The sequence below is a fragment of the Gordonia aichiensis NBRC 108223 genome (assembly GCF_000332975.1).
In the GTDB taxonomy this organism is placed as follows: Bacteria; Actinomycetota; Actinomycetes; order Mycobacteriales; family Mycobacteriaceae; genus Gordonia; species Gordonia aichiensis.
In genome coordinates, this window is record NZ_BANR01000001.1 from 248,328 (window position 1) to 262,270 (window position 13,943).

The 13,943-nt window shown below is 65.4% G+C and carries 13 protein-coding genes; 9 read left to right on the forward strand and 4 right to left on the reverse strand.

Annotated features, from left to right (window positions below; translation table 11 throughout):
- Positions 1–15 precede the first annotated feature (15 nt).
- Positions 16–1,146 (forward strand): NAD(P)H-dependent flavin oxidoreductase, encoded by a 1,131-nt coding sequence (locus tag GOACH_RS01150; protein WP_040517387.1) that lies wholly within the window; start codon positions 16–18, stop codon positions 1,144–1,146.
- 377 nt (positions 1,147–1,523) lie between these two features.
- Here GOACH_RS01150 and GOACH_RS01155 read toward each other — a convergent pair whose 3' ends face one another.
- From GOACH_RS01155 to GOACH_RS01170, 4 genes are all read right to left on the reverse strand, one after another.
- Positions 1,524–2,516 carry a hypothetical protein gene (locus tag GOACH_RS01155; protein ID WP_005169285.1) on the reverse strand — a complete coding sequence of 331 codons (993 nt, stop codon included), beginning with the start codon at positions 2,514–2,516 and terminating at the stop codon, positions 1,524–1,526.
- A 472-nt stretch (positions 2,517–2,988) separates the two neighbouring features.
- A complete protein-coding gene (locus GOACH_RS01160) occupies positions 2,989–4,485 on the reverse strand; it encodes a long-chain-fatty-acid--CoA ligase (protein WP_005169287.1) in 1,497 nt (498 codons plus the stop codon).
- Positions 4,486–4,498: 13 nt separating this feature from the next.
- On the reverse strand, positions 4,499–5,665 hold the full coding sequence (locus GOACH_RS01165; RefSeq protein ID WP_005169289.1) for an acyl-CoA dehydrogenase family protein: 1,167 nt from the start codon (positions 5,663–5,665) through the stop codon (positions 4,499–4,501).
- Positions 5,666–5,703: 38 nt separating this feature from the next.
- Positions 5,704–6,906, reverse strand: coding sequence for an acyl-CoA dehydrogenase family protein (locus GOACH_RS01170; RefSeq protein WP_005169290.1), 1,203 nt, complete (start codon positions 6,904–6,906; stop codon positions 5,704–5,706).
- A 108-nt stretch (positions 6,907–7,014) separates the two neighbouring features.
- Here GOACH_RS01170 and GOACH_RS01175 point away from each other — a divergent pair, with 108 nt between their 5' ends.
- From GOACH_RS01175 to GOACH_RS01210, 8 genes are all read left to right on the forward strand, one after another.
- A complete protein-coding gene (locus GOACH_RS01175) occupies positions 7,015–7,203 on the forward strand; it encodes a ferredoxin (RefSeq protein WP_005169292.1) in 189 nt (62 codons plus the stop codon).
- Positions 7,204–7,288: 85 nt separating this feature from the next.
- Positions 7,289–8,179, forward strand: coding sequence for a 3-oxoacyl-ACP reductase (locus tag GOACH_RS01180; protein WP_040517323.1), 891 nt, complete (start codon positions 7,289–7,291; stop codon positions 8,177–8,179).
- A gap of 60 nt (positions 8,180–8,239) precedes the next feature.
- Positions 8,240–9,004: an MlaE family ABC transporter permease gene (locus GOACH_RS01185; RefSeq protein ID WP_005169295.1), complete on the forward strand. Its 765-nt coding sequence runs from the start codon at positions 8,240–8,242 to the stop codon at positions 9,002–9,004.
- A gap of 1 nt (position 9,005) precedes the next feature.
- Positions 9,006–9,857: an MlaE family ABC transporter permease gene (locus GOACH_RS01190; RefSeq protein ID WP_005169296.1), complete on the forward strand. Its 852-nt coding sequence runs from the start codon at positions 9,006–9,008 to the stop codon at positions 9,855–9,857.
- Between the two features lie 3 nt (positions 9,858–9,860).
- The gene (locus GOACH_RS01195) at positions 9,861–11,054 is read left to right on the forward strand and encodes an MCE family protein (RefSeq protein WP_005169297.1); all 1,194 of its coding nucleotides are present in this window, start codon (positions 9,861–9,863) and stop codon (positions 11,052–11,054) included.
- Entirely contained in the window at positions 11,047–12,114 is a 1,068-nt protein-coding gene (locus GOACH_RS01200) for an MCE family protein (protein ID WP_040517389.1), read from the forward strand. The genes GOACH_RS01195 and GOACH_RS01200 overlap by 8 nt, the downstream gene beginning before the upstream one ends.
- On the forward strand, positions 12,111–13,262 hold the full coding sequence (locus GOACH_RS01205; protein WP_005169299.1) for an MCE family protein: 1,152 nt from the start codon (positions 12,111–12,113) through the stop codon (positions 13,260–13,262). Before GOACH_RS01200 ends, GOACH_RS01205 begins: the two co-directional genes overlap by 4 nt.
- Before the next feature lies 1 nt (position 13,263).
- The coding region (locus tag GOACH_RS01210; protein WP_005169301.1) for an MCE family protein at positions 13,264–13,943 on the forward strand (680 nt) is incomplete at its 3' end.

The window sequence follows — 13,943 nt, forward strand, 5'->3', positions numbered from 1 at the left end:
ATGAGCAATCGAGTGATTCGCACCGAACTGACCGAGCGCTTCGGAATCGACTACCCGATCTTCGGATTCACGCCCAGCCAGGAGGTGGCGGCTGCGATCAGCCGTGCAGGCGGCATGGGCGTTCTCGGCTGTGTTCGCTTCAACGAGGCGTCTGAACTCGACGAGGTGCTCGAGTGGATGCATGAGAACACCGACGGCAAGCCGTTCGGGGTCGATGTGGTGATGCCTGCCAAGATCCCCACCGAGGGAAGCAAGGTTGATCTGGAGTCGATGATTCCGCCCGAGCACCGGGCCTTCGTCGAACGTACCCTCGACGACCTCGGGGTGCCGCCGCTCGAGAACGGCGAACGACTCAATACCGGGGTGCTCGGGTGGCTGCACTCGGTCGCGCGCTCACACGTCGACGTCGCGATGGAGCACGCTCGAAAGTATGGGCAGATCAAGCTGATCGCCAACGCGCTCGGCTCACCGCCCCCGGACGTCATCGGCATCGCACACGAGAACGGGGTGCAGGTGGCAGCGCTCGCCGGGGCGAAAGACCATGCGCTACACCACGTCGACGCGGGTGTCGACATCGTGATCGCGCAGGGATACGAAGGCGGCGGTCACACCGGCGAGGTCACCTCGATGGTGCTGTGGCCCGAACTCGTCGACGCGGTGGGAGATCGTGCACCGGTGTTGGCAGCCGGGGGCGTCGGCAGCGGGCGGCAGATGGCTGCAGCGATTTCTCTTGGTGCACAGGGAGTGTGGATGGGGACTTACTGGCTCACCGCCGCCGAGTACCGACTCGGAGCGACGGGCGATGGGCCGTCGACAGTGCAGAAGGCGCTGCTGGCAGCGTCGTCGAGGGATACCGTTCGGCGACGCATCTACTCCGGCAAGCCCGCCCGGTTGCTCAAGACCAGGTGGACCGATGCGTGGGACGCGCCCGGGGCGCCCGAGCCGCTCCCCATGCCGCTGCAGAATCTCCTTGTGGGAGAGGCGCATGCGCGGATCTCGCAGGCCGACGATGCCGACGTCGTGGCGATGCCCGCCGGCCAGATCGTCGGGCGGATGAACTCCATCACCCCCGTCGCAGAGCTGATCGCCGACCTGGTCAGCGAGTACCAGGAGTCTGCCGCGCGATTGGGCAAGACGCTGGAGTAGGCCGCGGCTCTCTGGCAGGCCTGCCGCTCGTCGTCGCGTTGCGGTGCGTTGCGGGGCGCCTGCGCCTGGGTCGCCGAGGGCTGCGCGCTGCGTCGCCGAGGGCTGCGCGCTCCTCGTTGCTCACTCCTCGTTGCGTGCTGGTCGCCCTGCGCTGCCCGCCAAAAGTAGGGGAAACAAGCTTTCCGCTACTTTTGTGCTGTGCCGCAAGTTGTTTCGCGCGGAAAGGCATGAAGGTCGGGGAAGGGCGTGCCAGAGAAGCGTCGAGCGTCACGAAGGTGAGGCGTGCGATCCAGAGGAGACGGAGGGTTGCGTGTCGAGGCGCACTCGTGGCGGCGGGGCCGATCGTCGGAGTACGGCCGATTCGGCTGTACGCGACTTCACTTTACGACACCTCCACGCTGCAGGGCGTCGTGGATTCGTTCGCAGAGGCGTCTCGGGGCGGCGAGGTCGTTCCAGTTCCAGCGCACGAAGGAGACGTCGCGGCCGCGTATCGCGTCCTCGCGCAGCTTCTCGTCGTAGATCACCTCTTCGGGGAGCTTTGCCTCACTGTCGGCGGAGGCGCGGTGGTACTTGATTCGGCCGTCGAACTCGCCGACCACACGAAGATGGCCGTGCGAATCGCGCCACCCGAAGTCGCAGCGAAAGCTGGTGCCGTCAGGGAGGGTGATGACCACCTGTAGTTCGGGGTCGGGAATGAGCTCGGACTCGCAGAAGATGCAGCGGCTTATCGTTTCGCCGATCGATTCCGACTGGTCGGTGGCCACGAGCAATGCGGTGCGCAGGACATTGATCCCGTGGCAGGGTCCCAATGCGTCGACGATGGGGCCGAGTTCGATGGGTTCTTCACGAATACGGGCCTGGTACATGCCGCTGTCGAGAGCGCAGACGGCTTGCCTGAGGTTACCGAGGCGCGCGACGTCGCAGACGGTTCGTCCGATCGAGGTGACCAGGATCCCGTCGACGCTGACCAGGTGCTCATCGAGGATGGGCGCCTGGTGGATTGCCAGTCCCGGTGACGTGCGTCCGGAGCGTTCGGAGATGAAATGCACGGTCGAACGGTCGGGGTTCAGCAGCGGGACGCCGAGTAGGACCGCTGCTGACTGGTGGCTGAGGAATCGGCGCGGGCCGCCGCTGTGTGCTGCGGCGACCACCATGTCGCGATACCGGGCATCGTCACGCGCGTGGTCGTCGAGGTCGGCGTAGGCGGACGAGGACACGTACGCGCCCTGCCGGAGACGCTCGATGTGTAGGTCTCTGAGCGCACGCCGGATGTCGCGATCGGTGTGCCCTTCGCCGATTACCTTGCGCCGATAGATGATTCGAGTGTCGGACGAGGAACCGTCGGGGTCTGGTGCGTGTAATGAGGTCACGGAGTGATCGTGGTCGAAAGTCGCGGAAAAGAGACTTCGTGTGCGCGCGGTTGTGGATAACCCGACGAATCCGTGCGGTTGGGGATAAGTCGTGGCGCAGCGTCGTACAGCATCCGCGGCGCGCGGGAGGTTGCGATCCGCCGAGCTGGCGCGGCGTCGACCGAGGGTCGGGCGGCCCGATGTTTCCGCGGGTATCTGGCCTTTTCTCGCGAAGTTTCTAGAGGAAGGGGAGGGAGGTCGGGGAAGGAGTCTTTCCGCTACTTTCTGCGCTGGCAGCCGAGAGGGTCGGGCGGTGCGGGCGGTGCGTTGGGTTAGTTTTCCGCGGGTTTCTGGCCTTTTCTCGCGAAGTTTCTAGAGGAAGGGGAGGGACGTCGGGGAAGGAGTCTTTCCGCTACTTTCTGCGCGCAGGGGTCGGGCGAGTGGGGCTACAGGCAGCAGGCAGCGGACACCGCGGGATCGTGGGCGATGGCGGTCAGCGGTAGGTGCGGCCGCGGCGGGTCCACGTCGGGGTCGAACTATTCTCCCGCAGTGTGCGTGTGAGTGTTTTGAAGGTCGCGGTCTCGGGCAGGGCGTCGACGACCCGCACGCGGTGCGGCCACTGCTTGGGTCCGAGATCGGTCTGCGCGGCCAGGAAGTCGCCGAACTCGTCGGGACCGAGTGCGGGTGCGACCAGCACCGCCTCGATCTCGTCGCCGATCTCGGTCGGTACCCCGTACACCGCGGCCTGTCTGATGCTGTTGTTTCGTAACAGGATTCGCTCGATCGGCCCGGCGCAGAGGTTCTCGCCGTCGACGCGCATCCACTCACCGAGACGGCCCGCGAAGTGGACGTAGCCAGCGTCGTCGACCCATCCGAGGTCGCCGGTGTGGTAGACGCCCCCGCGCATCCGCTCGGCGGTTGCCTCCCGGTTTCGGTAGTAGCCGCTGAACAGTCCCGGTCCCGAGCTGTTCACGATCTCTCCGACCTCGCCCGCGGGCAGCGATGCACCTGTGTCCGGGTCGACGACGGCTGTCGGCGGGCGCAGCGGGCCCAGGGCGTCGTCGGGGGTGTCGGGAGTGCGCGTGATGGCCACACCGCCCTCGGTGGAGCCGAAGCCGTCGACGACGCGGCAACCGAACCGCGCGGCGAAGCGTCGTCGATCACTGGCAGATGCCTCGTTGCCGTACACGATCCGCAGTGGGTTCTCGGCGTCGTCGGGCTCCTCGGGAGTCGCAAGGATGTAGTTGAGCGGCTTTCCGACGTAGTTGGCGTAGGTGACTCCGAAGCGACGAACATCCGGAAGGAACGAGCTCGCAGAGAACCTGCGCCGCAGAGTGATCGACGCAGTCCCGGCCACCGCGACCGACCAGCCTGCGATCGTGGCGTTCGAGTGGAACATGGGCATCGAGAGGTAGACGTTATCGGTCGGTCCGATGCCGAAACGTTCGGCGAGCATGGTCCCGCCGGCTGCGAACGTGCGATGTGTGCAGCGAACGGCCTTGGGGTCGCCGGTGGTGCCGGATGTGAAGATCAGCATCAGTAGGTCGTCGTCGGAGGAGTCGGGGAGATCGACGCGTGTCTCGCCGTGCGGTGCGAGGAGAGCGGGCCACTCGCCTGAGTCGACGTTGATGACCCGCGCACCATGGTCGACGCTGTCGAGTAGGTGGTGGGTGTCCGAGCAGGTCAGGACCAGATCGCAATCGGCAGTGGCGATGTCGGCCGCGAGCGCCGCCCCGCGCCGGGTGGTGTTGAGTCCAACGACGACGAACCGACCGAGAGCGGCGGCGGCGATCGCGTAGCTGAACTCCGCGACATTGCTCATCAGTACGCCGACGTGTGGTGGTCGGCCCGGTGTCAGCAGTTCGGCGATCGCACCGGCCCGCTGTGCGGAGCGTCGGAGATGCTCACTCCACGAGATGAAATCGTCGTCGACGTAGAGTCCGCGATCGGTGACGTCGACCAGCTTCGACAGGAGGTCGGTGACCGTCACGGTTGCACCGTGATCATGCGGGGTCGGCTGCGAGCGTGTCGCCGAGTCGGCGAAGCGCTGTGCTTGCCGACCCCAGGGTGAACTCATTCTGTTTGGCGCGCAGAAAGTATCGATGCGTGGGATGGCTGGTGTCGAGTCCGACGCCGCCGTGGACGTGCACTGCTGTATGGGCAACCCGATGCCCCGATTCGGCGGCCCAGAACTTGGCCGTGGCGATGGCGGCGGAGACGTCCGCGTGATCGCCGACCCCGGATCGGCCGACGTCGGCAGCGTGCTGCGTATCGCATTGCGCCAGCATCCATGACGCCTGGGTGGTGGTCAGCGAGAGAGCCGAGACGTCGATGTAGCCGTCGGCGAGGCGCTGCGCGACGGCCTGGAACGAGCCGATCGGCCGGCCGAACTGTTCCCGTTCGCGGGCGTAGGAGGCGGTGGCCTCCAGCGCTGCGGCGAGCACGCCGGACTGTTCGGCACAGAGTGCGAGGGTAAGACGATCGACGAGATCGGAGACAACCTCGGCACCGTGGAGTACGTGTGCATCGTCGACTGTGACGTCGGAGAACTCGAGGAGATACGTGGGAGTGAGGCCCGTGGTGCGGGTCTCGGTGACGGTGATGCCGTCTGCGGTCGCGTCGACGACCGCGACCGCGACCCCGTCGCCATCCGAGGCAGTGATCAGTAATAGTCCCGCCGCGGCGGCGTAGGGGACGTTGATCTTGGTGCCGCGCAGCACATATCCTTGGTCGGCTCGGGTGAGTGTGGTGCTGGGGGAGAGGGCGTCGTCGCCGAGATCCTCTTCGACGGCGGCTGTCGCGACGAGAGTGCCGTCTGCGAGGCGGGGGAGCAGATCACCGGACGGGGACTCGGCGGCATGCCGGGCCAGCAGCGGACCTGCAGCGATTGCGTGCTGACCGAACGGAACACGGGCGAGGTGTCGGCCGAGTTGCTCTGCGACTGTGATGTTCTCGACGGTTGTGAGATCACCGGCCGCGTCGTCGACAACGGCTTGCGGTAGTTCGAGGGCGAGCAGACCCGCCGAGGCGAGTTCGTGCCAGAGCTGATCATCGAGAGGAGCCGCCGAGGCCTCCAGTGCTCCAACCCGGTCGTCGGTGCTGATCTTGGTCGCGATGGCGGCTGCGAGATCGCCTACGGCGGTCGCAGTTTCGGGGAGAGTGAAGTCCATGAACGTGCTCCTCGGGTCAGTGCTGGATCGATGGCATGTCAGCGGCGAGCCGGGGGCAGCCCGAGCGCGAGCATGCCGATGATGTCGCGCTGGATCTCGTTGGTACCGCCGCCGAAGGTGAGGATCAGTGAGGTCCGCTGATAACGCTCGAGCCTGCCGTGCAGTGCGGCGCCGGGTGAATCCTGTCGGAGAGTCGCGGCGGGGCCGACGACCTCCATGAGCAAACGGTATGCCTCAGTGGCGAATTCGGTTCCGAATACCTTGGTGGCGGAGGCGTCGGCCGGGCTCGGTGATCCGCCGGACGCGGCCGCGGAGGCGATCTTCCAGTTGATCAGCTTGAGGTACTCGACCTTTGCGTGGACCCGCGCGAGATTGGTGCGCACCCACGGGGCGTCGATGATCCGCTGGCCGTCGCCGGTCTTGTGTTGCTGTGCCCACGCGATGGTTTCACGCAGCGCGGTCTGCACGGGCGCCGCGCTGCACAGTGCCACTCGCTCGTGGTTGAGCTGATTGGTGACCAGTGGCCAACCGCCGCCCTCCTCGCCCACCCGTGCGCTCACGGGTACCCGAACGTCGGAGTAGTAGGTTGCCGACGTGTCGACGCCCGACATCGTGTGCACGGGCGTGTAGTCGAAGCCTGCACTGGTGGTCGGCACGATGAGCATCGAAATGCCCTTGTGCTTCTTGCCTCCTGGTTCGAGGGTCGACGGATCGGTCCGGCAGGCCAGCCAGATGTAGTCGGCGTAGGCGACCAGCGACGTCCACATCTTCTGCCCGTTGATCACGTACTCGTCGCCATCGCGTATCGCTGTGGTCCGCAGGGCGGCGAGGTCGGTGCCCGCGCCCGGCTCGGAGTATCCGATCGAGAAGTGCAGTTCGCCCGCCGCGATCCTGGGCAGGAAGAACGCCTTCTGCTCGTCGGTGCCGTAATGCATGATCGTCGGCGCGACCGAGTTGATGGTCAGGAACGGGACGGGCGCGCCTGCGATCGCGGCCTCGTCGGTGAAGATCAACTGGTCCATCATCGAGCGGTTCTGGCCACCGAACTCCGTGGGCCACCCCAACGCCAGCCAGCCGTCGGAGCCCATCTGCGCCACCACATCGCGGTAGGCGTCGCCCTCGCCGAGTTCCCCGTCGCCCCCCGACAGCGCGGCGCGTCGTTCGTCGGTCATCAATCCCGCGAAATATGCCCGCAATTCGCGACGGAGATCGGCCTGCTGCTCTGTGTACGCGATGCGCATGTTCGGCCCTGTGCTTTCCGGTGGGTGCTCGCCAAGTTCTGAAACACGTTCTAACCTGTATCCACCCAGCCCGTCAACCAACGGACCTGACAACAAGGAGAGGTACTGATGCGAATCAAAGCGGATTTCGACCTGTGCGAGGCCAACGGTGTGTGCGTGGGTATCGCACCCGAGTTCTTCGACCTCGATGAAGACGACTACCTGGTGATTCTCGCTGAGGATGTGCCGGCGGACAAGGTCGACGAGGTGCGTCAGGCGGTTGCGGGTTGTCCCAAGTCCGCATTGCGTCTCGAGTGACGGGCGTAGACGATTTTGGGGGTTCCGTCTCGAACCTCCAGGGCGCCGTGTTAGAACATGTTCTAGTCAATGAGAGGGGATCGTGATGGCGCAGTCTGTGCAGGATCGGGTTGCTGTGGTGACCGGCGCGGGTGCGGGGCTGGGGCGGGCTGAGGCGCTCGGTCTTGCCCACGGCGGTGCGACGGTGATCGTCAACGATCTCGCTGCCGCACTCGACGCCAGCGACACGATCGATGCGATCGCCGCAGTGGGTGGACGAGCGGTCCCCGTCGCGGGCGACATCTCCGATTCGGCGGTGTCGGCAGAGATCATGCGGGTCGCCACCGAGGAACTCGGGCGACTCGACATCGTGGTCAACAACGCGGGTGTCGTGCGCGACAAGATGCTCTTCAACATGACCGACGACGAGTGGGATCTCGTGATCCGAGTGCACCTGAGGGGTCACTTCCTCCTCAACCGCAACGCGGGTGCCTACTGGCGTGCGGAGTCGAAGCGCGCGGGCGGACCGGTCTACGGCCGGCTGATCAACACATCCTCGGAGGCGGGTCTGCTCGGTCCCGAGGGGCAGGCGAACTACGCGGCGGCCAAGGCCGGGATCACCGCCCTGACGCTCTCCGCGTCGCGTGCACTCAAGCGCTACGGAGTCCGTGCGAATGCGATCTGTCCCCGCGCGCGGACGGCGATGACGGCCGCCGTGTTCGGTGAGGCTCCCGCCGACGGGGTTGATCCGTTGTCGCCGGACCACGTCGTGCGACTCGTGAACTTCCTGGCTTCACCCGACTCGGACGAGGTGACCGGACAGGTCTTCGTCGTCTACGGTCCGCGTGTCACACTCATGGCTGCACCGACCGTCGAGGAGGTTTTCGCGGCCGACGGGGACGCCTGGGATGCAGACGATCTGACGAAAACGCTCACCTCGTATTTCGCGGGGCGCGACCCCTCGAAAACCTTCACGGCGCGTGGGCTGGTCAACTGACCCACTTCTCGATGTTTTGCGTGCTAGGTTGCTTGGGAACCGGGGAAGAGGAGCAGACGTTTGTCGCGCAGGCTTGACGCGCCGCTGGAACAGGTCGGCGACTTCGTTGCCCTAGGTGTCGATTCATTTCGCGAGCTGTTCCGTCGGCCCTTCCAATGGCGGGAGACCGTCGAGCAGTCGTGGGCGATCGCACGCGTCTCGATGATGCCGACGCTGCTGGTGGCCATCCCGTTCACAGTGCTCGTCAGCTTCACCCTGAACATCCTGCTGCGCGAGATCGGCGCCCAGGACCTCTCCGGCGCTGGAGCTGCGCTGGGCACCATCACCCAGATCGGTCCGATCGTCACCGTGCTCATCGTCGCCGGGGCGGGCGCGACGGCGATCTGCGCCGATCTCGGCGCCCGGACGATTCGTGAGGAGATCGACGCGATGGAGGTGCTCGGGATCAACCCGGTGCACCGGCTCGTGGTCCCCCGTGTGATCGCGTCGACCGGCGTGGCGCTGCTGCTCAACAGCCTTGTGTGCACGATCGGAATCGGCGGGGGTTTCCTGTTCTCCGTGTATCTGCAGGACGTCAATCCCGGCGCGTTCCTCGCGAGCCTGACGCTCCTCACCGGGTTCGGTGAGTTGATGATCTCGATGGTCAAGGCCGCGCTGTTCGGACTCTTCGCAGGTCTGGTCGGGTGCTTCCAGGGCCTCAACGTCAAGGGCGGTGCGAAGGGCGTCGGCGACGCGGTGAACGAGACCGTCGTGTACTCCTTCATGGCGCTGTTCGTCGTCAACGTCGTGGTCACCGCGGTCGGTGTGAAGGCGACGGCCGGCTGACATGGTCCTTCCGTTCACCACTCGGCTCCAGACCGCTCGGGTCGCGATCAAGCGCGCGGGCGACGACTGGAATCAGATCGGCGATCAAGCTCTCTTCTACTGGGACAGCCTCGTCGCCATTCCGCGCGCCGTCCGTCAGTACAAGAAGGAGACTCTGCGGCTGATCGCCGAGATCTCCATGGGCTCGGGCGCGCTGGCGATGATCGGCGGCACCGTCGTCGTGGTCGGATTCCTGACGTTGTTCACCGGCGGCACCATCGCCGTCCAGGGCTACAGCTCGCTCGCCAACATCGGCGTCGAGGCGCTCACCGGGTTCTTCTCCGCTTTCATCAACGTGCGTATCGCGGTGCCCGTGATCGCGGGTATCGCGCTGGCGGCGACCATCGGCGCCGGCGCAACGGCACAACTGGGAGCGATGCGGGTCAGTGAGGAGATCGACGCGCTCGAGACCATGGCGATCTCGTCGATCCCGTACCTGGTCAGCACCCGGATCGTCGCGGGGATGATCGCGATCATCCCGCTCTACTCCCTGGCCTCGCTGGCCGCGTTCGTCGCGAGCCGGTTCGCTACGGTGGTGCTCTACGGTCAGTCGTCGGGTGTCTACGACCACTACTTCAACACGTTCCTCATCCCATCGGACATCCTGTGGTCGTTCGTGCAGGCGATCTGCATGGCGATCGCGGTGATGCTGATCCACACCTACTACGGCTACAACGCCGACGGCGGACCCGTCGGTGTCGGCGTCGCGGTCGGCAACGCGGTGCGTGCGTCGCTGGTCGTCGTCGTCGTGATCACTCTGCTCACCTCGCTCGCCATCTACGGCGCCGACGGCAAGTTCAACCTGGCGGGCTGAGGGATGGCACGTCGACAGGAGCGGAGCCCTCTGGTCCGCAAGACAGCAGCGGTCATCATGGTCGGTGGACTCGTCGCCATCGTCGTCAGCGCGGGCGCACAGTTCCTCGGCTGGTTCGCCGACACCCAGCCGGTCACCCTCAACACCCCGCGTGCGGGACTGGTGATGAGTCCCGACGCGAAGGTCAAGTTGCGCGGAGTGCAGGTGGGTAAGGTCGCCGCGATCCGTCAGCAGAATGGCCACGCGGTGCTCGATCTCGACATCGACACCGCCTCCATGTCACAGATCCCGGGCAACGTGACTGCCGACATCAAGTCCAATACGGTTTTCGGTGCCAAAGCCGTCAATCTGGTGGTCCCGGCGAGCGGTGGAGAAGGGCAGCTGCGATCCGGGCAGGTCATCGGAGCCGACAGGGTCGTCGTCGAGCTCAACACCGTCTTCGGGCAGCTGGTCAACGTCCTCGCCGACCTGCAACCGGACAAGCTCAACGCGGTGATGGGCGCCGTCGACACCGCGCTGTCGGAGCAGGGCAAGCAGATCGGTGCGTCGCTCGACCAGCTATCGGGTCTGCTGGCGAAGACCAACCCGCACCTGAACGAACTGAACGAGGCGATCACCCAGGCCGCGGGAGCGACCACCGTGTACGCCGACGCCATGCCGGACCTGATGCGCACCATCGACAATGCGACATTCCTCGGGAACACGCTGCTCGACAACTCCGCCAACCTCGACGCCCTGCTGATCAACGCGACCGGAATGGCCAACACGATCAACGGCGTACTCGCCCCGCCGAAACAGACCCTGATCAGGGCTCTGTCGAACCTCAATCCGGTGGCACGCCTGCTCGGTTACCAGTCGCCCGGGCTCACCTGCTTCTTGACGGCGAGTGCACAGGCAGCCGATCTCGCCAAGCCCATGCTCGGCGGAAAGAACGGAAATCTGTTGCTGTACGCGGGACTGCAGCCCGGCACCGACCCGTACACGTATCCGCAGAGCCTTCCGATCGTCGGCGCCGACGGTCCGCCGACCTGTGACGGGGCATTGAGTAATCCGACCACGGACGTCAACTCCGGCTTCTACGTGACCGACAACGCGCCGGTGCCCTACCAGCCGCGTACCACGCCGAAAGCGTCGCGCGAGAAGCTGTTCCAGGTGCTGTTCGGAGAGCCGCAGCGGGGTGGGCAAGCCGGTGGTTGACAATCGCACGCGCGCGTTCCGCGCCACCGTCATCAAGCTGGGCGCTTTCGCGACGGTCATGGTCCTCGTTTTCGTGGGCCTCGTCGCGGTGTTCAGCAACTACCGACCGGGCTCGTCGTCGGACTACACCGCCGTGTTCACCAGTGCTTCGGAGATGAAGTCGGGATCGAAGGTCAAGATCGCAGGAGTGCAGGTCGGCACCGTGCACAGTGTCGGACTGACCCGTGACAACGACGCCGAGGTCTCGTTCAGCGTCGACGAGAAGTATCGACTGCCCAGGTCGGTGCGTGCGCTGATCCGGTACGAGAACCTCACGGGCGACCGGTATCTCGAGATCGAGCAGGGCGAGGGCGACCCGGATGACACGCTGCCGTCCGGCGCGACGATCCCGATCGGTCAGACCGAGCCTGCCATGGACCTCGACAAGCTGCTCGGTGGATTCAAACCGCTGTTCCGCACCCTGAAGCCCGACGAGGTCAATAAGCTCTCGGCGTCGTTGATCGAGGTTTTCCAGGGCCGCGCACAGCGGGAGGCGCTCACGAACCTGCTGGCACAGACGTCGACGTTCACCGGCGCACTCGCCGACCGCGACCAGCTGATCGGCGACGTCATCGACAACCTGAACCAGACGGTCGGGATTCTCGATGGCGACAAGTCGGGGCTCGACACGAGCCTCGATCAGATGCAGCAATTGATCAGCGGACTGTCGGTGCAGCGCGGCACCATCGGCGATGCGCTCACGCAGACCGCCGCGGTGACCAACGGACTGTCGGGGCTGCTGGGCGCGACACGTCCTGACCTCAAGCAGATCGTCGCCGAGACAGGTACCGTCTCGGGCAACCTGCTGAAGTCCGAGCCCTATCTTCGGCAACTCGTGGGCCGACTGCCCAACGACTTCAAGAAACTGTCGAACCTCGGTAGCTACGGGGCATGGCTGCAGATCTACTTCTGCCGAATTCGCCTGCTGCTCAGTGGTCCTGACGGTAAGCAGTACTTCTTCACTTCCAACGACGTCATGGGAGACACCACCAAGGCGGGCGGGAGGTGTGCAGCCACATGAGTGAGAAGCGCGCGCTCGTGAACGGGCGCAGCCGCATTCAGATCGGTGTCATCGGCGTTGTCGTCACCGCGCTGGTGGTGATCGTCGCGATGCAGATGGACAAGTTGCCGTACCTGTCGCCGATCAGCACCTACACCGCCTACTTCGACGACGCGGGCGGCCTGGTCACGGGGGATATCGTGACCGTCTCGGGGGTGAAGGTCGGAACGGTCGAGAAGATCGCGCTCGCCCCTACCGATGACGGGACCAAGGCCGCGGTCACCTTCCGGATGAACGACACCGTGGTCATGGGCACCGATACACAGGCGGCGATCAAGACCGAAACCGTGCTCGGGAGAAGGAATCTGACGATTCTGCCCCACGGCGGCGGACGCATCCGGCCCGGCGACACCATCGCCAACCGCAACACCATCGCGCCTTACTCGCTGACCGATGCCCTCGACGAGTCGACCACTTCGCTCTCGCAGACCGACACCGATCAGCTCAACAAGGCGCTCGACACACTGTCGGTGACGTTCTCCTCGACTCCCGACGAGGTGCAGGGCGCTGTGGAGGGGGTCTCGCGGCTGTCCAAGGCGATCGCCGACCGTGACAACAATCTGCGTGCGTTGCTGGCCAAGGCGAGTGCGGTCACCGATGTCATCGGCGACCGCAGCAAGCAGATCAATCAGCTGCTCGTCGATGCCAATTCGCTGGTCGGCGAGCTGCAGTTCCGTCGCGCCGCCATCGCCCAGCTCATCAGTGGTACCCGTGACGTCGCGGACCAGATCTCCGGATTCATCAAGGAGAACAACGAGCAACTGCGCCCGACGCTGACCAAGCTCGACGGTGTGCTCGACATCCTCAACGACAACGAGGACAACCTCAAGCAGACCCTCGACCGCCTCGGGCCGTACGCGAACGCACTCGGTGAGGCAGTGGCCTCGGGGCCGCGATTCGAATCCCTCGTCGGCGTCAGCACGTTCGGCGACTACACCGCGACGTTCATGAAGATCCTGCAACAGAAGTATCCAGAGGCATGGAAAGCGTTCTCCTACAGCGGTTTCCCGCTGTTGCCGCAGGCATGGAGTCAAGCACCGCCGAACCCGCCGAAGAACACCGCCCCTGCGCCCGCACCAACGTATCCGACACCGACAGGAGGTGGCTGACATGGCGTTTGGTCGTTCACTTCCCGGTGGTCGGAAGGCGTGGGGCGCGGCCGGCCTGGTGGCGTTGCTGGTGCTCGCGGGCATCGTCGGATATGCGCTCTATGACAGGGCGACCACCAAGACCATCACCGCGTACTTCCCGTCCGTCAATGGTCTCTACACCGGCGACACCGTGCGGGTCCTCGGCGTGAAAGTCGGCACGGTCGGCACCATCACGCCGCGTTCCGGTGACGTGAAGGTGACGCTCGACGTCGACCGCAGCACCCCGATCCCGTCCGACGCCCGGGCCGTCGTGGTTGCCCAGAGTCTGGTGTCGGGCAGGTTCGTCCAGTTGACACCGGTGTACGCGGGCGGGACCCAACTCGACGACGGCGGTGCGATCCCCATGGAGCGCACGGCGGTTCCGATGGAGTGGGATGACGTCAAGAAGCAACTCGCGACGCTGACCAAGGCGATCGGGCCGGATGGTGCCGACGAGGGGTCTGCCGCGCGGCTCATGGACGTCGCCGACAAGAATCTGCAGGGCAACGGCGCTGCGATGAACTCGTCGATCACGAATCTGTCTGACGTGATGTCGACACTGTCGTCCGGCCGCGACGACCTGTTCTCGACGATCCGCAACCTGCAGAAGCTGACCGACGCACTCTCGACCAGCCACGAGGAACTCGTGCAGTTCAACGG

Excerpts from the sequence above, each read along its gene's own strand:
- GOACH_RS01170 (WP_005169290.1), bottom strand. The coding sequence starts at position 6,906 with ATGCGCATCGCGTACACAGAGCAGCAGGCCGATCTCCGTCGCGAATTG.
- GOACH_RS01165 (WP_005169289.1), bottom strand. The coding sequence starts at position 5,665 with ATGGACTTCACTCTCCCCGAAACTGCGACCGCCGTAGGCGATCTCGCA.
- GOACH_RS01190 (WP_005169296.1), top strand. The coding sequence starts at position 9,006 with ATGGTCCTTCCGTTCACCACTCGGCTCCAGACCGCTCGGGTCGCGATC.
- GOACH_RS01195 (WP_005169297.1), top strand. The coding sequence starts at position 9,861 with ATGGCACGTCGACAGGAGCGGAGCCCTCTGGTCCGCAAGACAGCAGCG.
- GOACH_RS01205 (WP_005169299.1), top strand. The coding sequence starts at position 12,111 with ATGAGTGAGAAGCGCGCGCTCGTGAACGGGCGCAGCCGCATTCAGATC.
- GOACH_RS01180 (WP_040517323.1), top strand. The coding sequence starts at position 7,289 with ATGGCGCAGTCTGTGCAGGATCGGGTTGCTGTGGTGACCGGCGCGGGT.
- GOACH_RS01175 (WP_005169292.1), top strand. The coding sequence starts at position 7,015 with ATGCGAATCAAAGCGGATTTCGACCTGTGCGAGGCCAACGGTGTGTGC.